Source organism: Pseudomonas sp. B21-059, assembly GCF_026016285.1.
GTDB classification, from domain to species: domain Bacteria; phylum Pseudomonadota; class Gammaproteobacteria; order Pseudomonadales; family Pseudomonadaceae; genus Aquipseudomonas; species Aquipseudomonas danubii.
Window position 1 is genome coordinate 263,949 of the sequence record NZ_CP087201.1, and the last position, 22,441, is coordinate 286,389.

The following is a 22,441-nucleotide window of genomic DNA, read 5'->3' on the forward strand; positions in this document are numbered from 1 at the left end:
TCAACCTTCCCAGCCGGCTTGGTAGAGCTTGCCGTGGGCTTTATCCAGGGCAGCCCGAACGGCTGGCGAGTGCTGGTAGATATCGACGAACTTGATCAGCCGCGGGTCGTTCTTGCTTTTGGGCTGGATCACGAACTGGATCACGTACTCCTTGTGGTCCAGGCCGTCGAACAGCAGCGCCGAGCCGGCATCGAAGGTCTTGGCCAGACGGATGTAGGCCGGATAGCCCTGGACCAGATCGGCGTCGTCATAGGCGCGCACCAGTTGCACGGCTTCGACCTGGAGGATCTTGATCTTCTTTGGATTGCTGACGATGTCTTCTTCGGTGGCCTTGTAGCCCACGCCCGGCTTGAGGGTGATCAGCCCGGCCTTGGCCAGCAGTTGCAGGCCACGGCCGCTGTTGATCGGGTCGTTGGCGATGGCCACGCTGGCGCCTTGTGGCAGTTCGTCGAAGCTTTTGTATTTTTTCGAGTACAGGCCGACGTTGTTGATGATGCCCGGTGCGAAGGGCACCAGATCGAAACCGGCGGCGGCCTTGGCGTTTTCCAGGAACGGGATGTGCTGGAAGTAGTTCACGTCGATATCGCCGGCGGCGAGACTAACGTTGGGCGCGATCCAGTCGGTGAATTCCACCAGTTCGACTTTCAGGCCCTGCTTGCCGGCTTCGGCAACGGCCGCTTCCAGGGGAATGGCAAAGGCGGCGGTGGTGCCGACCTTGAGCGGTGCGTCGGCGGCGAAGACGGCGCTGCTGAACAGGCCGAGGGCGAGGGCCAGGGCTTTGACCGGGTGGCGCAGGAGCGTGGTTTTCATGATGGTTACTTCCAGTCAATCCGAATGAGGAGGTTGAACAATTGCGTTTGGGTGTGGCGAAGACCGCTGTCTGTGGCGAGGGAGCAAGCGCCCTCGCCACAAGAGTTCCAGCCACGGCGGCTCGGCAGAGCCACCTCGTCTCAGCGGCGGTAGGCCGCGCCGGTGTGTCGTTGCGGCAGTTTGCGGCCTTCGTGGAACAGTTTTTCCCGCAGGGTGCCGTCGTCGTAGGCGGTCTTGTAGGAACCGCGCCGTTGCAGCTCGGGGATCACCAGATCGATGAAGTCGACGTAGCTTTCCGGGGTGACGATGCGGGTCAGGTTGAAGCCGTCCAGGCCGGTTTCGGCGATCCAGGATTCCAGCTCGTCGGCCACCTGCTGCGGTGAGCCGACCACGGTGAAGTAGCGGCCGCCCAGGGCGTGCTGCTCCAGTAGCTTGCGCCGGGTCCAGTCGTTGTTTTGCAGGTGCTTGGTGGCCGACTGGATGGCGTTGCTCTTCACGTACTGGATGGGCTCGTCGATCTCGTACTGGGAAAAATCGATCCCGGTGGACGCGGAAAAATGCGCCACTCCGGCTTCGGCGCTGGCATGGCTGCGGTATTCGGCGTGCTTCTTCCAGGCCAGTTCCTCGGTCTCGCCGACGATCACGTTGAGGCCCATGAACACCTTGATGTCTTCAGGGTTGCGCCCGGCGGCCACGGCGCTGGCGCGGACCTTGTCCACCTGGGCCTTGGTCGCGGCCTTGTTCTGCCCACTGATGAACACGCACTCGGCGTGGCGCCCGGCGAACAGCAGGCCGCGATCCGAGCTGCCGGCCTGGAACAGCACCGGGGTGCGCTGCGGTGATGGCTCGCACAGGTGATAACCGCTGACCTGATAGAACTCGCCCTGGTGCTCGACCTTGTGCACTTTGTCCGGCTGGGCATAGATGCGCTGCTCGCGGTCGTTGAGGACCGCGTCGTCTTCCCAACTGCCTTCCCAGAGTTTGTACAGCACCTCCAGGTACTCGTCGGCCTGGTCGTAGCGACGGTCGTGCTCGATCTGCTCCTTCAGGCCCATGGCCTGGGCGGCGCTGTCCAGGTAGCCGGTGACGATGTTCCAGCCGACCCGGCCACGGCTCAGGTGGTCGAGGGTAGAAAGGCGCCGGGCGAACAGGTAGGGCGCCTCGTAGGTGAGGTTGGCGGTGAGGCCGAAGCCCAGGTTCTTGGTCACTGCCGCCATGGCCGAAACCAGCAGCAACGGGTCGTTGACCGGCAGCTGGATCGACTCCTTGAGGGGCACGTCCACCGAGTTCTGGTAGACGTCGTAGACCCCGACGATGTCGGCGATGAACAGCCCGTCGAACAGCCCACGCTCCAGCAACTGAGCCAGTTCGGTCCAGTACTCGAGGGTCTTGTACTGGGTCGAATTATCCCGCGGGTGGGTCCACAGGCCGTGGTTGATGTGCCCCACGCAGTTCATGTTGAAGGCGTTGAGCAGGATCTTTTTCTTGGCGGTTTCAGGTGCGGCCATCAGATGGTCCCCCGCAGCGGCGGGTTCTGCTGGTTGAGGTAGTAGTTGCCCACTGCGTGGTACTTCCAGCGCACCGGGTCGTGCAGGGTGTGCACCCGGGCGTTGCGCCAGTGGCGGTCCAGGCCGTGCTCGGCCAGGGTCGCCTGGCTGCCCGCCAGTTCGAACAGGGTGCTGCCGGCGGCCAGGGAGATTTCCGTGCTCAGGGCGCGGACCTCGGCCACGGCGATGGAGGCGGCGGCCACGGTATCGGCATTGGTCTCGGCCTGGGCCCGGTCGAGGAATTCCCCGGCGCGCTCCAGCAGCGCCTCGGTGGCGTGCAGACGGATGCTCAGGTGGCCGAAGCTCTTGAGGGTCAGCGGGTCTTGCGTGGCCTGGTCGTTGCCGGAATCGATCCAGGGCCGGGTCTTGGTCCGCACGAAGCGCAGGGCGTCTTCATAGGCGGCGCGGGCGATGCCGGTGTCGATGGCGGCGTGGAGGATCTGCGCCAGGGGACCGACCGGGGTCGGGCGTTCGAAGGCGCTCTGGAACGGCACCACATCGGCTTCGTCCACCGCGACGTTTTCAAAAAGCACCGAGCCGCTGCCGGTGGTGCGCTGGCCGAAGCCGCTCCAGTCGTCGATCACGCTCAGGCCCTCGGCGTCGGCGGGGACGAAGGCCAGTTGCTGCACGCCATGTTCATCCACCACCGAGGTGGGAATGCGCTGGGCGTAGATGGCGCCCGTGGCGTAGAACTTGCGCCCGTCGATGCGGTAGCCCTGGCCGCTGCTGTCGCGGCTCAGGCGGGTGGTGCGGTCGTGGGCGGTCTTGGTGCCCAGCTCGGCCAGGGCATTGCCGAAGCGGCGGCCGGCCAGGACTTCGGCGTACAACCGCTGCTTCTGCGGCTCGCTGCCGTTCACCCGCAGCACTTCCAGGGCGTAGAAATGGTTCTGCGGGATCTGCCCCAGGGAGGCGTCGGCCTCGGCGATCAGGGCGATGACCTTGGCCAGGGTGACGTTGGACACCCCGGCGCCGCCGTATTCCTTGGGCACGCTGATGCCCCACAGGCCGGAGCGGGTGAAGGCTTCCAGCTCGGGATGGGGCAGGCGCCGTTCACGGTCGCGCAGGGCGCTGTCGCGTTTGAAATCTTCCGCCAGGTCGCTGGCGACAATCAGGGCTTGTTCGTCGCTGGTGATGACCGCGACGTGTTGAGCAAGAGACATGTGTTTCTCCAGAGATCTGGTCAAAAGCGTTCTGGGCGGTTAAATCCAGGAATGCCGGGCCGGCAGCGTGCCGTTCAGGTGGTAGGCGCCGACGGCGTGGTACTTCCAGCGCACCGGGTCGTGCAGGGTGTGCACCCGGGCATTGCGCCAGTGACGATCGAGGTTGAATTCGGCGAGGGTGGCGCGGCTGCCAGCCAGCTCGAAGAGCTTTTCGCTGGCCAGCAGCGAGATCTCGGTGGTCAGCACCTTGGCTTCGGCCACGGCGATGGAAGCGCGGGCGGCGGACTCGGCGGTGATCGGCGCCGCGCTGACCTGATCCAGCACCTGGCCGGCCTTGCGCAGCAGAGCCTCGGCGGCGTGCAGTTCGATCTGCAGCTTGCCGATCTCGGCGATCACATACAGGTCGTCGCTGGCCCGCTCGACGTTGGCGTCGATCCACGGGCGGGCCCGTTCACGGACAAAGGCGATGGCGTCGGCCAAGGCTTCCCGGGCGATGCCGGCGTCGATGGCGGCCTGGATCAGTTGCGACACGGCGCCCTGGATATTCGGCGATTCGTTGATCCGCCAGTTGTCCAGCACCAGCTCGGACTCGACCCGCACATCGTTGAGCAGGATGGTGCCGCTGGCGGTGGTGCGTTGGCCGAAGCCGGACCAGTCGTCGACGATGCGCAAGCCTGGGGTGCCGCGGCGGACGAAGGCCAGCACCTGGCGGCCTTCCTCGTTGAGTGCCTTGACCGCTACCCAGTGGGCGAACAGGGCGCCGGTGGAGTAGAACTTCTGGCCGTTGATGACATGGCCGTCGGCGTCTTTGGTGATCCGCGCCTTGAGTTCCAGGGTGTTCTTGGTGCCGCGTTCCGGGCCGGCATTGCCGATGCGCCAGCCTTCCAGGACGCTCTGCAGCAGCTGTTTCTTCTGCCGCTCGCTGCCGCAGCCGAGAATCAGGCCGAGGATGCCGAACTGGTTCTGCGGGATCTGCCCCAGGGCCGGGTCGGCCGCGGAAATGATCGCGAAGACTTCGGCCAGGGTGACGAAGGACACCTGTGGCCCGCCGTAGGCGCGGGGGATGGAAATACTGCCCAGGCCGCTGCGGGTGAATTGTTCGATCTGCGCCCAGGGCAGCTTGCGCTGGCGGTCGCGTTGAGCGGCCTGCTGGCGGGCCGCGTCGGCCAGTTCATGGGCGGCTTGCAGGGCTTCGGCGTCGTTGCGCAGAACCCGTGCGGGCAACAAAAGGGGGGCAATATCCAGATCGCTCTGGACCTGTGCTTCAACCAGACTGGACATCAGCGCCACTCCTTGGCTGCACGCAATGCCCTGGCGATCTGCACTGGGGTGATTGTGTTCCGGACCATACCTACCTCACATCTTTTGGATAGGCCGCGTCATGCGGCGAAATCAGAATCAAGAATGTCCGGTGGTCCGGTGCATATACCCTAAGCGCGTATAAAAATTAAATAAACTAACTTTTAGGAATATGAATAGAAGGGTTGAATCCTGGCGGCGGTGCGCTTCTGTAGCCGCTGCCGAGCCTGCGAGGCTGCGAACGACCGCAGCGCGGGCGCAGGTTCTGAAGACCGCTGAAGGCCTGGCGGCCTTGTCGCAGCCTCGCAAGCTCGGCAGCGGCTACAGGGGGAGGTTTTGGGCGGGCAGTTTGGGCGCCTCAGGTCGAGGTGCCGAGAAACTTGCTGAGAAACTGTCGGGTGCGTTCTTGCTGAGGGTTGGCGAACAGCGCCTTGGCTTCGCCTTGTTCGACGATCACGCCCTTGTCGAAGAAGATCACCCGGTTGGCCACGTCCCGGGCGAAGCCCATTTCGTGGGTGACGATGACCATGGTGCGCTTCTCTTCGGCCAGGCTGCGGATGGTAGCGAGGACTTCGCCCACCAGTTCCGGGTCCAGGGCCGAGGTCGGTTCGTCGAACAGGATCACCCGGGGTTCCATGGCCAGGGCCCGGGCAATCGCCACGCGTTGCTGCTGGCCACCGGACAGGCGCCTGGGGTAGCTGTCTTCCTTGCCCGCCAGGCCGACCTTGGCCAGCAGCGCGCGACCCAGGGCGACGGCTTGCTCCCGTGGGGTTTTCTTCACCACCAGCGGGCCTTCGATGACGTTCTCCAGGGCGGTGCGGTGGGGGAACAGGTTGAAGTTCTGGAACACGAAACCCACTTGCTGGCGCAATTGGCGTATCCGGCTTTGTTGCTGGCTCAGTGGGATGCTGCTGTCGATGGCAATGTCGCCGATGCGGATGCGTCCGCTGGTCGGTTCTTCAAGAAAGTTCAGGCAGCGCAGGAAGGTGGTCTTGCCCGAACCGCTGGGGCCGATGATGGCAATCACTTCGCCTTCCTTGACCTGCAGGTCGATGCCATTGAGTACGGTCTGGCCCTTGAACTGCTTGGTCAGTTTTTCCACCACGATCATGGTTTCAAGACTCCTGGTCGTGCCGATTGACCCGCTGTTCCAGACGGTTCTGCAGGTGCGCGAGCACGCTGGCGAGAATCCAGTAGATCAGCGCGGCGGCAAGATACATGGTGAAAATTTCGAAGGTGCGGGCGGTGATCAGCTGCGCCTGGCGGAACAGTTCCGGCACCTGGATGGTGGCGGCCAGGGCCGTGTCCTTGACCAGGGAGATGAAGCTGTTGCCCAGCGGCGGTAAGGCGGTGCGCATGGCTTGCGGCAGGATCGCCCGGCGCAGGGTCTGGGCCCGGGTCATGCCGATGCTGGCGGCGGCTTCCCACTGGCCGCGTTCGATGGAGCCGATGGCGGCCCTGAGGATTTCACAGGCGTAGGCCGCCATGTTCAGGGAAAAGCCGATCAGCGCGGCGGGCAACGGGTCCAGTTCCAGCCCCAGTTGCGGCAGGCCGTAATAGATCACGAACAGTTGCACCAGCAGCGGCGTGCCGCGAAAGAACGACACGTAGACCCGGGCAATCCAGCTCACCAGCTTGAAGCGCGACAGCCGCATCAAGGCCAGGCCAAAGCCCAGCAGCAGTCCGAAGAACATGCCGCCGAGGCTGAGGATGACCGTGTAATACGCGCCCTTGAGGAGAAATGGCGCTGAATCCAGCGCCAGTTGCAGACCTGCTTCCATTATTGGGTGACGTCAGCGTTGAAGTATTTCTCCGAGAGTTTTTTCAGCGTGCCATCGGCCCGCAGTTCCTCGATGGCCTTGTTCACCGCGGCCAGCAGCTCGGGTTCGCCTTTGCGCAGGGCCACACCGGCTTCCTGGCGGGAGAAGGGTTCGCCGGAGACCACCAGGGTGTCCTTGGTTTTCTTGATCAGCTCGAAGGCGGCCAGACGGTCCACCAGGATGGCGTCGATACGGCCTACACGCAGGTCCTGGTACTTGGTCGGGTCATCGTCGTAGGTCTTGATGATGGCGGTCGGGACGTTGTCCTTGAGCCATTGCTCGTAGTTGGTGCCCAGGCCCACGCCGACCTTGTGGCCACCCAGGTCGGCGGCGGACTTGAACTTGCCGTCATCCTTTTTCTGGGTCAGGGCCTGGATCCCGGAGACGGTGTAGGGGGTGGAGAAATCGTATTTTTTCTTGCGCTCTTCAGAGATGGTCACCTGGTTGATCACCGCGTCCAGGCGCTTGGATTCCAGGGCCGCGAGGATGCCGTCCCACTTGGTTGGCTGCAGCTTGACCTTGACCCCGAGCTTGTTCGCCAGAGCTTCGGAGAATTCCACTTCGAAGCCGGCCAGCTTGCCGTTTTCGTCGACGAAGCTGAAAGGTGGATACGTGCCTTCCAGGCCAACGTTGATCACTCCCGCATCCTTGATTTTCTGCAGTTGCTCGCCGGCAACCGCTTGTCCCATCAGTCCGGCACCGAGGGCCAGGCCCAGTGTGCCGATCAGCAGATTGCGACGCAGTACGGAAAAATTCATGACAAGCCCCTGTGAGTTTTCTTATGCACGATGCGGGTGGGAGATGCAGGCCAATCGGTGAGCCGAGCGTGACGCTTTATCCTGCCTTAATGCAGCGTATGCGTCTTTGGGCAAATCAGCCTGCGGCGCGACTATAAAGCGGCGTTTATAGTTTTAAAAATAATATAAATTCACTTTGTTATTCTTTTTTGTTTGGTTGTCCACGAGCAATCTCCTCCCTCGTAGGAACTGGCTTGCCAGCGAAGGCGCCGTCGAGGACGGCGCAAGGCTTGTGGGCCTCTTCGCCGGCAAGCCGGCTCCTAGACAAAACTTCACTTCCTACGCGAAGGCCCCGGGGTAGGCGAACAGGGCCGGGGCGCCACCGGTGTGCAGGAAGATGATCGGGCCATCGTTGAAACGCTGGCGACCGACGCCGTCCAGCAGGCCGGCCATGGCCTTGCCGGTGTACACCGGGTCGAGCAACAGGCCTTCCTGGCTGGCCAGCAACTTGACCGCGGCCAGGGTGCCGGCATTGGGTTCGCCGTAGCGAGGGGCGAAGTATTCGTCCCACAGTTGCACGTTGAACGCCGCCGGCAGGTTCACCCCCAGCAGTTCGGCGGTGCGTTCGGCCAGGCCCTGGACCTTGGGCCGCTGATCCTCGTCGCTGCGCGAGACGGTCACGCCGATCACCGGCAACTGTGGCAGCACTTCGCTCAAGGCCAGGGCCAGGCCGCTGTGGGTGCCGGCGCTGCCGGAGGCCAGCACCACCGCGGCGAATTCCAGGCCGCTGTCCTCGATCTGCTGCGCCAGCTCCAGGCCGGCCCGCACGTAACCCAAGGCACCCAGGGCATTGGAGCCGCCGATGGGCACCAGGTAGGGGGTCTTGCCGTTGCTGCGCAGGCGCGCGGCCAGGGCGTGCAACTGTTCATCGGCCTGGTCGAGGTTCTCCACCAACTCGACCTTGGCGTCGAATAGATCCAGCAGCAGGCGGTTGCCGTTGCCCAGGTAGTTGGGGTCTTCGGTGCCGATGGGGTTTTCCAGCAGGGCCACGCAACCCAGCCCCAGCTTGGCGGCCAGGGCCGCGGTCTGGCGCACGTGGTTGGACTGGATGGCCCCGGCGGTGATCAGGGTGTCGGCGCCCTGGGCCAGGGCGTCGGCGGCCAGGTATTCGAGCTTGCGCAGCTTGTTGCCGCCCATGGCCAGAGGCGTGGTGTCGTCGCGTTTGACGTAGATATCGCGCCCGATCCAGGCCGACAGGCGTTCGAGTTTTTCCAGGGCGGTGGTAGACCCGAGCAGGTCCAGACGATTAAAGCGGGCAAGCTGTTGTTTGATCATGAGTCCGCACGGAACAGGGAAGGTGCAGGGACTATAGGCAGCGATATTTGCCCGGGCAACCGTCAATCGCTTATGCGAAAAAGTGCTGTGAGTCGAACAATTAGTTCTTAAACCTCGCCCTGGTGGGGCGTAAAGTGATCGCCGTTTGCGCGGCCCGATTGTCCGGCCGCCCGAGTAAGGAGTCTTATCGTGAGCGAGCGTTCCAGCCATTGGCAATTGCAGACCATCGTTGGCCAACTGCGTGATGCCCGTGATCAGTGGCGTAGCCGCAACGGTCGGGTCAGTGGTGAGCAGGGCGGGCGCGAACTGCCGTCGCGAGCGGCCATGGCAGAGATCCTTGAAGCCCTGTGCGGTGCGCTGTTCCCCATGCGCCTGGGGCCGGTGGATTTGCGCGAAGAGAGTGAAGACTTTTACGTCGGCCACACCCTGGACGCTGCACTCAACTCGTTGCTGGCCCAGGCGCGTCTTGAACTGCGTTATGTGGCCCGGCAGAACGGTGAGGCGGACGCCGAGGTCAACGCCAAGGCGATCCGCCTGATCCAGGATTTCGCCCTGGCCCTGCCGGGCCTGCGGGTGTTGCTGGACACCGACGTGCTGGCGGCCTACCACGGTGATCCGGCGGCCCGTAGCGTGGATGAAGTGCTGCTGTGCTACCCCGGCATCCTGGCGGTGATCCACCACCGCCTGGCGCACCATCTGTACCGTGCAGGTTTGCCGTTGCTGGCGCGGATCAGTTCGGAAATCGCCCACTCGGCCACCGGCATCGACATTCACCCCGGGGCGCAGATCGGCCGCAGCTTCTTCATCGACCACGGCACGGGTGTAGTGATCGGCGAGACCGCGATCATCGGCGAGCGGGTGCGCATCTACCAGGCGGTGACCCTGGGGGCCAAGCGCTTCCCGGCAGACGAAGACGGCCAGTTGCAGAAGGGCCACCCGCGTCACCCGATCGTCGAGGACGACGTGGTGATCTATGCCGGCGCGACCATCCTGGGGCGCATCACCATCGGCAAGGGCTCGACCATTGGCGGCAACGTCTGGCTGACCCGCAGCGTGCCGGCCGGTTGCAACCTGACCCAGGCCAACCTGCAGCACGACGACGGCTCGCAAAAGTAAGACAGGCCTTCTGTAGCCGCTGCCGAAGGCGGCGAACGAGCCGCAGCCTCGCCGGCGATTCCACCACCGCCGAGGCCCCTGCGGTGCCTGGCGCAGCCTGCGGCAGCGGCTACAGAGGCGCCCATGCCTCCCGCTGCACCAGCTTCTTGTAGCCGCTGCCGAGCCTGCGAGGCTGCGAAAAGGTCCGCAGGACCTTGCTTGTCGATGAGCCGCCGAATTTCAGCGGCTTCAATCTCTCCGCGCCGGTATGCCGCCCAAACCCCGCGCAGCCTGCGGCAGCGGCACCGCGTGCGGGCAGCGTTTTTTCTGCTGAACGATTTGCGTCCGACATACGTCATACCCTTCCCTGAGCTAGCGTACTGAACAGTACCGCTGAGCCCTGCGATTAGTCCTCGACCGCCTATCCATGTTTAACTTGAACGCTCGTTCAAGTTAAACCGGTGGTTCGCTGCCCGCTCACAACAGGAGGCTTGCCTTTGCTGAGTCCGTACATTTCAGCCGTGTTTCATCCCTTCGAGGTGCACCCTTCATGAGTGCGCCATCCAGCTCCGCGAATACTCTGATTCGCATGAACCCTCCGGTGTTCTACTTCGCCGCGAGCTTTATCCTGATCTTCGGCGTGGTGGTGATTTCCATGCCCGAGCAGGCCGGCGCCTGGCTCCTGGCGGCGCAAAACTGGGCGGCCAACACGGTCGGCTGGTACTACATGCTGGCGATGACCCTGTACCTGGTCTTCGTGGTGGTCACCGCCTTGTCCGGCTACGGCAAGATCAAGCTCGGTGCCGACCACGACGAACCCGAGTTCAGTTACCTGTCCTGGGCCGGCATGCTGTTCGCCGCCGGGATCAGCATCACCCTGTTCTTCTTCTGCGTCTCCGAGCCCCTGACCCACATGCTGCAACCGCCCCAGGGTGAGGCCGGCACTGCCGAGGCGGCGCGTCAGGGCATGCAGTTGCTGTTCCTGCACTGGGGCCTGCACGGCTGGGGGGTGTTCGCCTTCGTCGGCATGGCCCTGGCCTACTTCGCCTACCGGCATAACCTGCCGCTGGCCCTGCGTTCGGCGCTGTATCCGCTGATCGGCAAGCGCATCAACGGCCCCATCGGCTATGCGGTGGACGGCTTCGGCATCATCGCCACGGTGTTCGGCCTGGGTGCCGACATGGGCTTTGGCGTGCTGCACCTGAACTCCGGCCTCGACTACCTGTTCGGCATCGCTCACACCCAGTGGATTCAGGTCGGCCTGATCACCTTGATGATGGGCGCGGCGATCATTGTTGCGGTGTCGGGAGTCGACAAGGGCGTGCGGGTGATGTCCGACATCAACATGCTGCTGGCGGTGGCGCTGCTGCTGTTCGTGCTGTTCGCCGGCCCTACCCAGCACCTGCTCAACACCCTGATCCAGAACCTGGGGGACTACCTGGGCGCCTTGCCGACCAAGAGTTTCGACGTTTACGCCTACAACAAACCCAGCGACTGGCTAGGCGGTTGGACGGTGTTCTACTGGGCCTGGTGGATTGCCTGGTCGCCCTTCGTGGGGCTGTTCATCGCACGGATTTCCCGGGGCCGGACCATTCGTGAGTTCGTCTTCGGCGTGCTGCTGATTCCCCTGGGCTTCACCCTGGCGTGGATGTCGATCTTCGGTAACAGCGCCATCGACCAGGTGCTCAACCACGGCATGAGTGCCCTGGGCATGTCGGCCATCGACAACCCGTCGATGACCCTCTACCTGCTGCTGGAAACCTACCCCTGGAGCAAGACCGTGATCGCGGTCACGGTGTTCATCAGCTTCGTGTTCTTCGTCACCTCGGCGGACTCCGGCACCGTGGTGCTCTCGACCCTGTCGGCCAAGGGCGGCAACGCCGATGAAGACGGGCCGAAATGGCTGCGGGTGTTCTGGGGCGCGATGACCGCGCTGGTCACCAGTGCGTTGCTGTTCGCTGGCAGCATCGACTCGCTGAAGTCGGCGGTGGTGCTGACCTCGCTGCCGTTCTCGCTGATTCTGCTGTTGATGATGTGGGGGCTGCACAAGGCGTTCTACCTGGAATCGCAGCGGCGCATCGCCCAGCTGCATTCCCTGGCCCCGGTGGCGCCTTCGCGACGCGGTAAGGGTGGCTGGCGTCAGCGCTTGAGCCAGGCGGTGCATTTCCCGTCCCGGGACGAGGTGTATCGCTTCCTTGATCAGACGGTGCGCCCGGCCATTGAAGAGGTGACCGCGGTATTCGTCGAGAAAGGCCTGAACGTGGTGACCCAGCCCGACCCGGCCAACGACAGCGTGAGCCTGGAAATCGGCCATGGCGACCAGCATCCGTTCATCTATCAGGTGCAGATGCGTGGGTACTTCACCCCGTCCTTCGCCCGTGGTGGCATGGGCCCCAAAGAGCTGCGCAACCGCCGTTACTACCGGGCCGAGGTGCATCTGGCCGAGGGCAGTCAGGATTACGATCTGATGGGTTACACCAAGGAGCAGATCATCAACGACATCCTCGACCAGTACGAACGCCACATGCAGTTCCTGCATCTGGTGCGCTGAGCCAGACGCTCAGGCCCTGGTGAACAGCAAGTAGAGCACCAGGGCCAGCACTGGCACGGCAAACACCAGGCTGCCGACCATCAGTTCCGATCTCAGGGACTGATGGGCGGTGACCATCCCCACCGCGCCGTTGATCACCGTCAACGCCAGCCACAACCCAGTAAATCCATAGCCCAAGGTCTGTCGGGCAAAGCCCAGTCGTTCGCCGATAAACAGCACCAGCGCCAGCAGGATCAGGCCGAAGGTGATGATGATGGTGGTGTGCATGATGGGCATCTCCTTGCAGGAGCGGCCAGGCGGCGTACCGCTTGCCGGTGAATGGATTTACGGGCTTGTGTTTCGAGCATAGGCGTCAAACCCGCCCGCCATTGGCCTGCAGAATCTGTCCGTTGACCCAGGCCGCCGCCGGGCTTGCCAGGAAGCTGATGATGTCGGCGATATCCTCCGGCTGGCCGAGGCGCTCCAGGGGCGGCATTTTGGCGAAACTCGCCATTTGTTCCTCGCTCTAGCCCTTTACGAACAGCTCGCTAGCCACCGGCCCTGGCGCTACGGCATTGACCGTGATCTGGCGTCCGCGCAGTTCCTTGGCGAACACCTGGGCCAGGGATTCCACTGCAGCCTTGCTGGCGATGTACGGCGCATAGCCCGGCAGGTTGAGGCCCATGGTGCTGCTGGAAAAGTTGGCGATGCGGCCGCCCTCGCTGATTGCCCCGACGGGTGGCGAATTTGCAACAGGTGACTTGCGCCAGCCCGAGCTATTTGGCGCATCACGGTGAGCCGCGCAGCCTGGACGAGCTCGGAGCGCTTTGACCGGCTCCTACGGCGGGCTTTGGGTTGTCCCTTTTGCAGCATGAGCATGGAGTCATCCGTGCTCAGTTCCCCCCGCCATAACAAGTTCGGGACCTGTCTTATGGCTGTCGGTCAGCACCTTGCTGCCTGGCGTCATGCGTATATGCCGGCCCAGGCAAGACTGGGTTTTGCGGTCTATAAAGAACTGGCGCAGATCGCCGGAGCCATGTCGCTTCGATGCGCTGTTTGTCGCCGACAGCCTGGCAAGCGCCACAGACTCCATTGCCGAGCGCATGGCCCGCTCCACCTTCTTCGAACCCTTGGTTGTGCGCTGGGCCTTGGCGGCCGTGATCGAGAGAACGGGGCGTATTGCCACTAGTGCTAAGAACTATAACGTACCGTGCTACGTAGTACGTATATTGGTCTGAAGATCCTTCTTTCAGGGGGCGGAAGGGGTGGATCGGGAGAACTCCGACAATGCCGTCGAAGCGCGAATTTCGGTCGTGAGCAACATGTCGCACCTTATCGTCGGGCACGGAAGTTCTATCAGTCAGTGACCGGGTTTTGGGGCAATTGGCAGGGCGATGCCTGTGTCCGGGATAAGACGAGTGGTCACTGCGATAACCCGCAGTTACCGCATTTACTGGACGGTTTCGCGGCAATCTTCCCAATCAAAGGGCCGTTGAATGTGGCGCGGCCATCCCAGGGTTATCCCGTGATTGTCCAGTCCGGGTCTTCGAGAGCGGGCGCGATCTGGCGGTGCAAACCGCTGAGGTGGTGTTCACTGTGCGGTCCTCCCTGGTCTGCGCCCAGGACTTTTACGTCGACCTGAAAGGGTGTCTCGGGTAGTACGAATTTAGTATGTAATCCATGAAAGTCATGCCTGGCACGCTCGTTGTCATGGCTGACCGCAAGCGTCGTGCCCGGGAAAAATTTGAGTCCTCCGGCAGTGGGTATCGCATCGTCCGGCAGGGTTGCAGGATTTTGCGGCGCAGGAGATTCCGGAACTGCAGTGGCGCGGATTGTTCAGAGCAGAGTATGAAGGGCCGTACCCACGGTGGTGTGCCGGTGAGTAAGGCCGGCAATGTGTGTGCCGAGGTTAACCCTTCCAGATTGACCCCAACCCAAAGAGGATTCGATGACTTATCTAGCTGCCGAAAATCGCTACGACTCCATTCCCTATCGCCGTGTCGGACGCAGTGGCCTGGTGCTGCCGGCGCTGTCCCTGGGGCTTTGGCACAACTTTGGCGACAGCACGCCCATCGATACCCAACGCGCCTTGCTGCGCACGGCTTTCGACCTGGGCATCAATCACTTCGACCTGGCCAACAACTATGGCCCGCCCTATGGCAGTGCCGAGATCAATTTCGGCCGGCTGCTGCGGGAAGACTTCAAGGCCTATCGCGATGAGTTGATCATCTCCAGCAAGGCCGGTTGGGACATGTGGCCAGGGCCTTACGGCCAGGGCGGAGGCTCGCGCAAGTATGTGCTGGCCAGCCTGGACCAGAGCCTGCAGCGCCTGGGCCTGGACTATGTGGATATCTTTTATTCCCATCGTTTCGACCCGGATACCCCGCTGGAGGAAACCGCCAGCGCCCTGGCCAGCGCGGTGCAGCAGGGCAAGGCGCTGTACATCGGCATTTCTTCCTACTCCGGGGTGAAAACCCGGGAAATCGCCGCGCTGCTCAAGGAGTGGAAGGTGCCGTTGCTGATCCATCAGCCGGCCTACAACATGCTCAACCGCTGGGTGGAGAAGGACTTGCTGGATACCACCGACGAGCTTGGGGTCGGGGTCATCGCCTTTACGCCGCTGGCCCAGGGGCTGCTAACCGACAAATACCTCAATGGCATTCCCGAGGATGCGCGAGTCAATCGTCCGGGCGGTGGTTCGTTGCAGGCCGCTCATTTGTCCGAGGCCAATATCGCCCATGTGCGGGCCCTCAACGAGATCGCCAGGAATCGCGGCCAGAGCCTGGCGCAGTTGGCCCTGGCGTGGACCCTGCGCGACCCGCGGGTGACGTCGGCGCTGATTGGCGCGAGCCGACCGGAGCAGATCATCGAGAATGTCGGGGCGTTGCAGAACTTGAGTTTTACCGTAGAGGAGCTGGCGGAAATCGATCATTTCGCCAAAGAGGGGCGGATCAATCTGTGGGAAAGGCCATCGACGGCAGAGTAGGTCCTTCAGGCTCTGCACTGAGCAAACAGCCCCCAACAGAGTTATCTGTCGGGGGCTGTCTGGGCGCCTGGAGCGGGGCGCTGGGCGAAGCTGTTGCCGGCCCTGTCAGTGCGCCGGGGCGGCTGTGTTGGTGCTGACTTTCAGCGAGGTCTGGGTGCTGGCCACTGCGCGTTCCTGAGAGTCTCCCAGATCGACTTTGGCGGTCACCGACAGACCCGGCCGCAGGCGCTCGAGGCCCGGTTGGTCGGCGTTGAAGCGAATGCGCACCGGCACCCGCTGCACGATCTTGGTGAAGTTGCCGGTTCCCGGTTCAAAGGGCAGCAGGGCGAAGGTCGAACCTGAACCCGGCGCCAGGCTTTCCACGGTGCCGACGATACTCACGCCCGGCAAGGCATCGACCTTGATACGGGTGGATTGGCCTGGGTACATGTGCTGAGTCTGGGTTTCCTTGAAGTTGGCCAATACATAAAGGTCATGCAGCGGCACCAGGGTCAGCAGGCGTGAGCCCGGTTGCACATAGTCCCCCACTTGAATCTGCCGATTGCCCACGGTGCCATCCATCGGCGCATAGATAGTGGTGTGTCGCAGGTCCTGTTGCGCCAGTTCCAGTCGGGCTTTCGCCGTCACCACCTTGGCCTTGGCCATTTGCAACTGCGCCTGCAAGCGTTCGCGTTGGGCTGAAGTGACAGCAAGGTCGTTTTCCGCCACTTGCAGCATGGCTTGGGCATAGGCGAGACCTTGCTCTGCCGAGATCGCCTGAGTGCTGTATTTCTCGACTTCGTTGCGCGCCACAGCACCGGTAGTGACCAGGGTGTCGAAACGGTTACGTTCCGCCCCTGCGCGCTTGGACTCGGCCTGGTTGGTGCGGATTGAGGTGCGCGCCGCCAGCACCCGAGCGTTGGCCAGGCGCTGTTCGGCATCCTGGATCGTCAGGGCTGCTTCAGCCAGGGCGACCTGGGCTTGATTGTCGGCGAGATCGCCTTCGGCCAGGGCGACTCGGCTATCGAACTCTTCGCTGTTGATGCGCACCAGGGGTTGTCCGGCAGTGACGGTCTGGTGGTCCTTGACCAGGACTTCGGTCACCAGGCCATGAACCCGTGGTGCGACGGAGGTGGCATCGGCGGCGATGTAGGCGTCGTCGGTGGCTTCAGTTGAAGGCGCCATCAGCACCCAGGCCACTCCGACCGCCACCAAGGTCATGGCAATGGCACCCGCGATCAGAGGCCGTTTGGAGCGCTTGCGCGGCTTTTCCGTCTCTTGCGTGGCTTGCAGGATGGCGTTCTGAGTCTGGGTGCTCTGCTCCATGTTGAAGCTCCATGCTGTTTTGAATTACGATCATAATATTCATATGGTGGTCGCAATACTACAGGGAAGTACCTACCGTGACGACAAGCGTATCCGACCTCCCTGACGCGGGCGCCCAGCCTGGTCAACAGTCCACTCGACGCAAGTTTCTGGTCTTCACCATCATGGCCTTTGGCATGTTCATGGCGTTGATCGATATCCAGATCGTGGCGGCATCCCTGAACGATGTGCAGGCCGGACTCAGTGCCGGCCCTGATGAAGTGAGCTGGGTGCAGACCGCCTATCTGATCGCCGAACTGATCATGATTCCCTTCTCGGCATTCCTCGCCCAGGCGATTTCCACCCGCTGGCTGTTCTCTGTCAGTGCGGCATTTTTTACCTTGTTCAGCATTGGCTGCGGGATGGCCTGGAACATCGAGTCGATGATTGTATTGCGGGCCCTGCAAGGCTTCGCCGGCGGGGCCATGGTGCCTACGGTGTTTGCCGTGGGTTTCGTGCTATTCGAGGGCAAGCAGCGGGCGATGGTCCCGGCCATCCTCGGCATGACAGCGGTGCTGGCGCCGACGCTGGGCCCCACGGTGGGCGGGCTGGTGACCTTCTACCTGGACTGGCGCTGGATCTTCTTTATCAACGTGCTGCCGGGGCTGCTGATCTGCGTTGGTGCGGCGCTGCTGATCGATGTGGATCGCCCCGATCTGTCGATGTTGCGGCGAATCGACTGGCTGCACTTCGTGGCCATGGCCCTGGCACTGGGATGCTTCGAGTACGTGCTGGAAGAGGGGCCGCGCAAGGACTGGTTCAGCGATAGCGGGATTGTCATTGCCGCCTGGGTTTCCATTGTCTCCTTTGGTTTGTTTATCGAGCGTTCGCTGTATTCGAATAACCCGATTGTGTCGTTGGTGCCCTTTCGGGATCGGACCTTTTCCATCGCCTGCCTGCTGAACCTGGTGATTGGCTTTGGCCTGTATTCCTCGACTTATCTGGTCCCGGTGTTTCTCGGACGAGTGCGGGGTTTCGACAGCCTGGAAATCGGCACCACCGTTTTCGTCGTGGGAATCGGGCAACTGGTGAGTACGATTATTGCCGCCCGGGCTTCGGAGAAGGTTGATCGACGCTTGATCATTTCGGTGGGCTTTCTGGGCCTGGCGCTGAGCTTGTGGCTGACCTCCCGGGTCACGTCCAACTGGGGATTCGATGAGCTGCTGGTTCCTCAAGTTGCCCGCGGCCTGTTCCTGATGCTGTGCATCGTTCCCAGTGTGAACATGGCCTTGAGTTCATTCCAGGGCGTGGAATTGCGTCAGGCCTCCGGCCTGTTCAACCTGATGCGCAACCTGGGGGGCGCCATTGGCATTGCAACGGTCAACACCTGGCTGCAGGACGACGCCCGAACCCAGGGGCTGCGTCTGTCGGAATCCTTGGGTGCCAAGGCGGTTGCGGCCCAGGAACTGATGGGGCAGTTGGCCCTGAAGATCGCCGCCGATACGCCTGACTCCAGCCACGCATTCCTCATGGCCCAGGGCATTCTTGGCAGATTGGTGGGGCGTGAAGCCTTGACCCTGGCGTTTGGCGATGTATTCCGCCTGATGTCGATGATGTTCGTGGTGGCGCTGCTGCTGGTGCCGCTGTGCAAGGTTCCCCCGGCTGCGCCAGGCACGGCCGAGGATGACAAGTGATGGCTCCAGTGCGCGCTGATCAGATGATCGGCGGGCCGGACCTGGCCTTGCGCAACTGGCTCGGCGTGCAGCCCATGTTTTTCCACATCAATCGACGTAGTGCCGTCGCGTCGGAATAGCCTACTTTGAAGGCAACTTCTTCAATGCTCATGTTGGTAGTTTCCAATAAGCTTTGAACATGTTGCAGGCGAACTTTCTGAATGAAGGCCATGGGCGGCTTACCCGTGGCGCTACGGATTCTGCGCGATAAGGTCTTCTCGGTGATGCGCAAGTGCTCGGCAATGGTGCTCAATGGAGGAACGTTGGGCAGGCAGTCCTCGATGAACTTTTCCAGCATCAGCACTTCGCGATTTTCTGTTTGTAAGTTGGATAGGGCCATGTAGTGATATTGCGCAGGCCGACCATCTATCAGCAGATAGCGCATGGTCAGCTCGGCAATTTGATTACCCATCTTATTGCGCAGTACATAAAGCATCAGATCCATTTGCGACATGCCTGCGCCAGCAGTAATCATATTTCCGTCATGAATAAGCATGCGCTTTGTGTCGAGTATCGCCTCGGGATAACGCTGCTTGAAGGTCTCGTACAGTTGCCAGTGGGTGGTGACGGTGCGGCCCTCGAGAATCCCTGCCTCCCCCAGGACGAAAACCGCCGAGCAGGACGCCGCAGTCTGTCGCCCGCGCAGGTGGTGTTCTTGCACCAGCTTGCTCAGCTTGCGGATGTCGTTGTGCCCGAGCCGGGCTATGAGCTCGGTGGACTGACTGAGGCCCGGCTGCCGCTTTTCCCGGCGACAGCCAAAGAAATCCAGCTCCTGGGTGTTTTCCAGCCCCAGCCCCGGGATGACCAGCATGCTGCCTTCAATGGTCTGGGCGCTGTCCAGTGGCAGTGCATCCAGGCGCATGCCATTGCGCATTCGTACGGATTCACTGCTGCCGATGATCTTCCAGGTAATGGTGGGGCGTCCCATGACTTCGGCGATCTGGTTGGCAGTACGCAGCACATCCAAGGTGATCGCCACACTTGACCCCATGGCTCCTTCCAGCGCGATCAGCGTGAGCACATCCATGTCCATTTTCTCCCTGTAAGTGTCCATTTGTGCATTAGCAAAATATACAAGCTGGTGGCAGACTTCTCAACGCGTCCAAATCTAACTTTCTCTGCCCACGCTATTCCCAGTGGGACATATAAGAAAATAGGCATTCATTAAGTGAATGCTTCGCCCTGTCAATAAAATGACATCTTGTCTACTGCCTAGTAAGAGCTCCCCTCGTTAGGGGTGTTTGTTCGGTTCCTTAGTGCTGAAAATAATAAACGACCATTAGGTCAATATATGGCTCTCCATTTAAAAAGGATTTTGAATGAACTACGCCGTGCCTCGTGATTATCTAAATGATGTTAATCAGACCTTCTCAGCGCACTTAGCAGTTGATGATTTGTCGCTGGCCGGCACCCTGGGAATCGAATGTTTAAGTTCGGTTACCGAAGTACTGGCTTATCGCGCCTGGCTTCAACCTGATGCAACCGCCTTCATCCACTTGCTCGATGGCGAGCAAGAGGAGGCGGCCATCAGCTACGCCGAACTGTGGCAGCGTAGTCAACGATTGGCCGCGGCGCTGCAGATTTTCGAGCCCCGGGGAAAACGGGTGCTGATGCTGTTCGAGACCGGTATCGACTACATCGTTTCCCTGTTCGGTCTGTTCCTGGCCGGTGCGGTGGCGATTCCCGCTTTCCCGCCAGTGGGGACCCGAGGCCTGGAGCGCCTGGCGTTGATCTGCGCCGATGCCCATCCGCAAATCGTGCTGACCAGCTCGCGTTTCATGCGCTCCCAGGAACGGGTCAACGCCTTGTTGCAGGATGATGTACCCGCGCCGCAATGGGTCGATCCGCAAGAGCTGGCCACGGAGAATGCACCTTGGCAGGCGCAGGCTGTGACCCCCGGTCAATTGGCCCTGCTGCAATACACCTCAGGTTCTACCTCCGCGCCCAAGGGCGTGATGCTGACCCACGCCAACCTCTATAGCAATTGCCGCAGCGCCAGCCAGTGGATGGGCAAGGCCCAGGATCGCGTGGGTTGCAGCTGGCTGCCGCCCTATCACGACATGGGCCTGATGGGCGGCATATTGCAGCCGATCTACGACGCCTTTCCGACCGTGCTCATCAGCCCCGGGCATTTTGTCCAGCGGCCATTGCGCTGGCTGGATGCGGTGTCCAGGTATGGCGCCGACGTCACCATCGCGCCGAACTTCGCCTTTGATCTGTGTGTTGAAAACATCACCGATGACGAGCTGGCAGCCTTAGATCTGAGCAAGCTCAAGGCCATCTACTGCGGGGCCGAACCGGTCCGGCAAAGCACCCTGGCGCGCTTCTCCGAGCGCTTCGCTGCCGCCGGCTTCAACCCTGCGGCCCTGGGCCCCTGCTATGGACTGGCCGAGGCGACGGTGCTGGTCTCGGGCAAACCCCATGACCAACCGGCATTCAACACCCAGGTGGATCGGGACCAGCTCGCCATCGGAACCTTGGCCATTGTCGACGCCGAAGATGGGTTCGCGTTGCCATTGGTCAGCAGCGGGCGGGTGGCCCCGGGCTTGCGCCTGGCGATTGTCGATCCCGTCAGCCTGCAGCCGGTCGCCGACGGCCAGATCGGTGAGATCTGGGTCCAGGGCGATAACGTGGGTGCTGGTTACTGGGGCAAGGAGGCGCTGAGCGAGCAAGTGTTCCGCGCCCAGTTGCCGGGCGTCGACGGACATTTCATGCGCACCGGCGACCTGGGGGCCTTGTATCGGGATGAGCTGTTCGTCACCGGCCGCCTCAAGGATCTGATCATCATTGCCGGTCGCAACCTGTATCCCCAGGACCTGGAACTGGCGGTCGAGAGCGCGGACCCGCGCATCCGCAGCAATGGTTGCGTGGCGGTGGGCGTGGATAACGGCCAGCAGGAGCAGTTGGCGGTCGTGGTCGAGATCAAGCGCAGCGAAAAACTCGACGAAGCCCAGCAGGAACAACTGCGCCAGCTGATCACCAGCACCCTGGTCAGCCAGTTTGGCGTGTCCCCGGCGCGTATTCATCTGGCGCCCATGGGCGGCATCCCGCTGACCACCAGTGGCAAGGTCCAGCGCCAGGCCACCCGGCAGGCCCTGCTCAACGACAGCCTGGCGCGCTACGGCGCCGGACGTTCGGCCGCTGCGGCCTCGGCACAACCTCTTAAAACCCCTACGGATGCTCTGTCATGACGGCCATGAATCCTCATATCGACCGTACCGGTCATCGCGAGCGTCAACTGGCCTGGCTGACCGTCGGTGTGCCGGCGGTGGGCACCCTGGTCGCACTGGTCCTGGCCTGGCAGCAGGGCATTGGCTGGCTGGAGTTTGGTGCACTGGCCAGCATGTACCTGCTGACCGCCCTGGGGGTGGAAGTGGGGATGCACCGCTTCTTTTCCCACCATGCGTTCAAGGCCGGCCCGGTGGTCACTGCGTTTTTCGGTATCGCCGGTTCGATGGCAGCCCAGGGCCCGATCCTGTTCTGGGCGGCCACCCACCGCCAGCATCACGCCTTCACTGACAAGGAAGGCGACCCGCACTCGCCGCGTCCGCTCAAGGAAGGCTTTGTCGGCAATATCCAAGGCTGGTGGCACGCCCACCTGGGCTGGCTGTTCAGCCTGAGAAAGCAGAACTGGAGCCAGTTCGTTCCCGACCTGATTCGCGACCGGCTGATCATGCAGATCAACCAGCGCTACTACCTGTGGATCATCCTCGGCCTGCTGCTTCCGACCCTGGTGTGCGGGTTGATTGCCCGCAGTTGGGAAGGCGCCCTGAGTGGCCTGCTGTGGGGCGGCTTTGTGCGGATCTTCCTGGTGGACCACGCCACCTGGTGCATCAACTCCTTCGCCCATCGGGTCGGTGGCCGTGACCACCCGACCCGGGACACCAGCCGCAACGTGTTCTGGCTGGCGATTCCAACGGTCGGTGGCGGCTGGCACAACAACCACCACGCCTTTCCGGCGCTGGCCCACGCCGGGCTCAAGCCCTGGCAGCTGGATATCGGTGGCTGGTTCATCGAGTTGCTGGCCTTGTGCGGCCTGGCTTGGGACGTGAAGCGTCCTGGTGCGCCGGTTGCTGCAGAACCTACAGAAAGCTGATTGCCGGTC

At 62.3% G+C, this 22,441-nt stretch carries 17 protein-coding genes and 2 pseudogenes; 7 read left to right on the plus strand and 12 right to left on the minus strand.

Annotated elements, in window-relative coordinates; translation table 11 throughout:
* The 8 genes from LOY69_RS01210 to LOY69_RS01245 form a co-directional block, all read right to left on the minus strand.
* Positions 1–810, minus strand: a complete 810-nt coding sequence (locus LOY69_RS01210; RefSeq protein WP_110595303.1) for a MetQ/NlpA family ABC transporter substrate-binding protein — start codon at positions 808–810, stop codon at positions 1–3.
* Positions 811–950: 140 nt separating this feature from the next.
* Positions 951–2,318 (minus strand): LLM class flavin-dependent oxidoreductase, encoded by a 1,368-nt coding sequence (locus LOY69_RS01215; RefSeq protein WP_265074031.1) that lies wholly within the window; start codon positions 2,316–2,318, stop codon positions 951–953.
* On the minus strand, positions 2,318–3,517 hold the full coding sequence (locus tag LOY69_RS01220) for an SfnB family sulfur acquisition oxidoreductase (protein WP_265074032.1): 1,200 nt from the start codon (positions 3,515–3,517) through the stop codon (positions 2,318–2,320). Before LOY69_RS01220 ends, LOY69_RS01215 begins: the two co-directional genes overlap by 1 nt.
* A gap of 39 nt (positions 3,518–3,556) precedes the next feature.
* Complete coding sequence (locus LOY69_RS01225) at positions 3,557–4,798, minus strand: SfnB family sulfur acquisition oxidoreductase (RefSeq protein WP_213664548.1); 1,242 nt, start codon at positions 4,796–4,798, stop codon at positions 3,557–3,559.
* Positions 4,799–5,174: 376 nt separating this feature from the next.
* Positions 5,175–5,927 carry an L-cystine ABC transporter ATP-binding protein TcyN gene (gene tcyN / locus LOY69_RS01230; protein ID WP_110595307.1) on the minus strand — a complete coding sequence of 251 codons (753 nt, stop codon included), beginning with the start codon at positions 5,925–5,927 and terminating at the stop codon, positions 5,175–5,177.
* A 4-nt stretch (positions 5,928–5,931) separates the two neighbouring features.
* Positions 5,932–6,597, minus strand: a complete 666-nt coding sequence (gene tcyL / locus LOY69_RS01235) for a cystine ABC transporter permease (protein WP_092318582.1) — start codon at positions 6,595–6,597, stop codon at positions 5,932–5,934.
* Positions 6,597–7,394, minus strand: coding sequence for a cystine ABC transporter substrate-binding protein (tcyJ, locus tag LOY69_RS01240; RefSeq protein WP_110651173.1), 798 nt, complete (start codon positions 7,392–7,394; stop codon positions 6,597–6,599). Before tcyJ ends, tcyL begins: the two co-directional genes overlap by 1 nt.
* Before the next feature lie 318 nt (positions 7,395–7,712).
* Positions 7,713–8,708 (minus strand): D-cysteine desulfhydrase, encoded by a 996-nt coding sequence (locus LOY69_RS01245; RefSeq protein ID WP_265074033.1) that lies wholly within the window; start codon positions 8,706–8,708, stop codon positions 7,713–7,715.
* A gap of 189 nt (positions 8,709–8,897) precedes the next feature.
* Between LOY69_RS01245 and epsC the strand changes: the two genes are divergently transcribed.
* The gene (epsC, locus tag LOY69_RS01250) at positions 8,898–9,824 is read left to right on the plus strand and encodes a serine O-acetyltransferase EpsC (protein WP_265074034.1); all 927 of its coding nucleotides are present in this window, start codon (positions 8,898–8,900) and stop codon (positions 9,822–9,824) included.
* A 568-nt stretch (positions 9,825–10,392) separates the two neighbouring features.
* Entirely contained in the window at positions 10,393–12,354 is a 1,962-nt protein-coding gene (gene betT, locus LOY69_RS01255) for a choline transporter BetT (protein ID WP_161466434.1), read from the plus strand.
* A gap of 9 nt (positions 12,355–12,363) precedes the next feature.
* Here the strand turns inward: betT and LOY69_RS01260 are convergent, their stop codons facing one another.
* Entirely contained in the window at positions 12,364–12,621 is a 258-nt protein-coding gene (locus tag LOY69_RS01260; RefSeq protein ID WP_253084392.1) for a hypothetical protein, read from the minus strand.
* Between the two features lie 85 nt (positions 12,622–12,706).
* Positions 12,707–13,060: pseudogene (locus LOY69_RS01265) on the minus strand (SDR family oxidoreductase); the annotation flags it as partial.
* Positions 13,061–13,065: 5 nt separating this feature from the next.
* Here LOY69_RS01265 and LOY69_RS01270 point away from each other — a divergent pair.
* Positions 13,066–13,152, plus strand: a pseudogene (locus LOY69_RS01270) (LysR family transcriptional regulator); the annotation flags it as partial.
* Between the two features lie 1,129 nt (positions 13,153–14,281).
* The gene (mgrA, locus tag LOY69_RS01275; protein ID WP_102862639.1) at positions 14,282–15,319 is read left to right on the plus strand and encodes an L-glyceraldehyde 3-phosphate reductase; all 1,038 of its coding nucleotides are present in this window, start codon (positions 14,282–14,284) and stop codon (positions 15,317–15,319) included.
* 105 nt (positions 15,320–15,424) lie between these two features.
* Here mgrA and LOY69_RS01280 read toward each other — a convergent pair whose 3' ends face one another.
* Entirely contained in the window at positions 15,425–16,624 is a 1,200-nt protein-coding gene (locus tag LOY69_RS01280) for an HlyD family secretion protein (protein WP_265074035.1), read from the minus strand.
* A 77-nt stretch (positions 16,625–16,701) separates the two neighbouring features.
* Here LOY69_RS01280 and LOY69_RS01285 point away from each other — a divergent pair, with 77 nt between their 5' ends.
* Positions 16,702–18,297, plus strand: a complete 1,596-nt coding sequence (locus LOY69_RS01285; protein WP_265074036.1) for a DHA2 family efflux MFS transporter permease subunit — start codon at positions 16,702–16,704, stop codon at positions 18,295–18,297.
* Between the two features lie 19 nt (positions 18,298–18,316).
* Here the strand turns inward: LOY69_RS01285 and LOY69_RS01290 are convergent, their stop codons facing one another.
* On the minus strand, positions 18,317–19,363 hold the full coding sequence (locus tag LOY69_RS01290) for a GlxA family transcriptional regulator (RefSeq protein ID WP_249735458.1): 1,047 nt from the start codon (positions 19,361–19,363) through the stop codon (positions 18,317–18,319).
* 367 nt (positions 19,364–19,730) lie between these two features.
* On the opposite strand from LOY69_RS01290, the gene LOY69_RS01295 reads away from it, so the two are divergent.
* A complete protein-coding gene (locus LOY69_RS01295; protein WP_265074037.1) occupies positions 19,731–21,527 on the plus strand; it encodes a fatty acyl-AMP ligase in 1,797 nt (598 codons plus the stop codon).
* Positions 21,524–22,432, plus strand: a complete 909-nt coding sequence (locus LOY69_RS01300; RefSeq protein ID WP_265074038.1) for an acyl-CoA desaturase — start codon at positions 21,524–21,526, stop codon at positions 22,430–22,432. The genes LOY69_RS01295 and LOY69_RS01300 overlap by 4 nt, the downstream gene beginning before the upstream one ends.
* Positions 22,433–22,441 lie beyond the last annotated feature (9 nt).

Bases quoted from the DNA above. Each gene is read 5' to 3' on its own strand.
- LOY69_RS01210 (WP_110595303.1), bottom strand. From the start codon at position 810: ATGAAAACCACGCTCCTGCGCCACCCGGTCAAAGCCCTGGCCCTCGCC.
- LOY69_RS01215 (WP_265074031.1), bottom strand. From the start codon at position 2,318: ATGGCCGCACCTGAAACCGCCAAGAAAAAGATCCTGCTCAACGCCTTC.
- LOY69_RS01220 (WP_265074032.1), bottom strand. From the start codon at position 3,517: ATGTCTCTTGCTCAACACGTCGCGGTCATCACCAGCGACGAACAAGCC.
- LOY69_RS01225 (WP_213664548.1), bottom strand. From the start codon at position 4,798: ATGTCCAGTCTGGTTGAAGCACAGGTCCAGAGCGATCTGGATATTGCC.
- tcyN (WP_110595307.1), bottom strand. From the start codon at position 5,927: ATGATCGTGGTGGAAAAACTGACCAAGCAGTTCAAGGGCCAGACCGTA.
- tcyL (WP_092318582.1), bottom strand. From the start codon at position 6,597: ATGGAAGCAGGTCTGCAACTGGCGCTGGATTCAGCGCCATTTCTCCTC.
- tcyJ (WP_110651173.1), bottom strand. From the start codon at position 7,394: ATGAATTTTTCCGTACTGCGTCGCAATCTGCTGATCGGCACACTGGGC.
- LOY69_RS01245 (WP_265074033.1), bottom strand. From the start codon at position 8,708: ATGATCAAACAACAGCTTGCCCGCTTTAATCGTCTGGACCTGCTCGGG.
- betT (WP_161466434.1), top strand. From the start codon at position 10,393: ATGAACCCTCCGGTGTTCTACTTCGCCGCGAGCTTTATCCTGATCTTC.
- LOY69_RS01260 (WP_253084392.1), bottom strand. From the start codon at position 12,621: ATGCACACCACCATCATCATCACCTTCGGCCTGATCCTGCTGGCGCTG.
- mgrA (WP_102862639.1), top strand. From the start codon at position 14,282: ATGACTTATCTAGCTGCCGAAAATCGCTACGACTCCATTCCCTATCGC.
- LOY69_RS01280 (WP_265074035.1), bottom strand. From the start codon at position 16,624: ATGGAGCAGAGCACCCAGACTCAGAACGCCATCCTGCAAGCCACGCAA.
- LOY69_RS01290 (WP_249735458.1), bottom strand. From the start codon at position 19,363: ATGGATGTGCTCACGCTGATCGCGCTGGAAGGAGCCATGGGGTCAAGT.
- LOY69_RS01300 (WP_265074038.1), top strand. From the start codon at position 21,524: ATGACGGCCATGAATCCTCATATCGACCGTACCGGTCATCGCGAGCGT.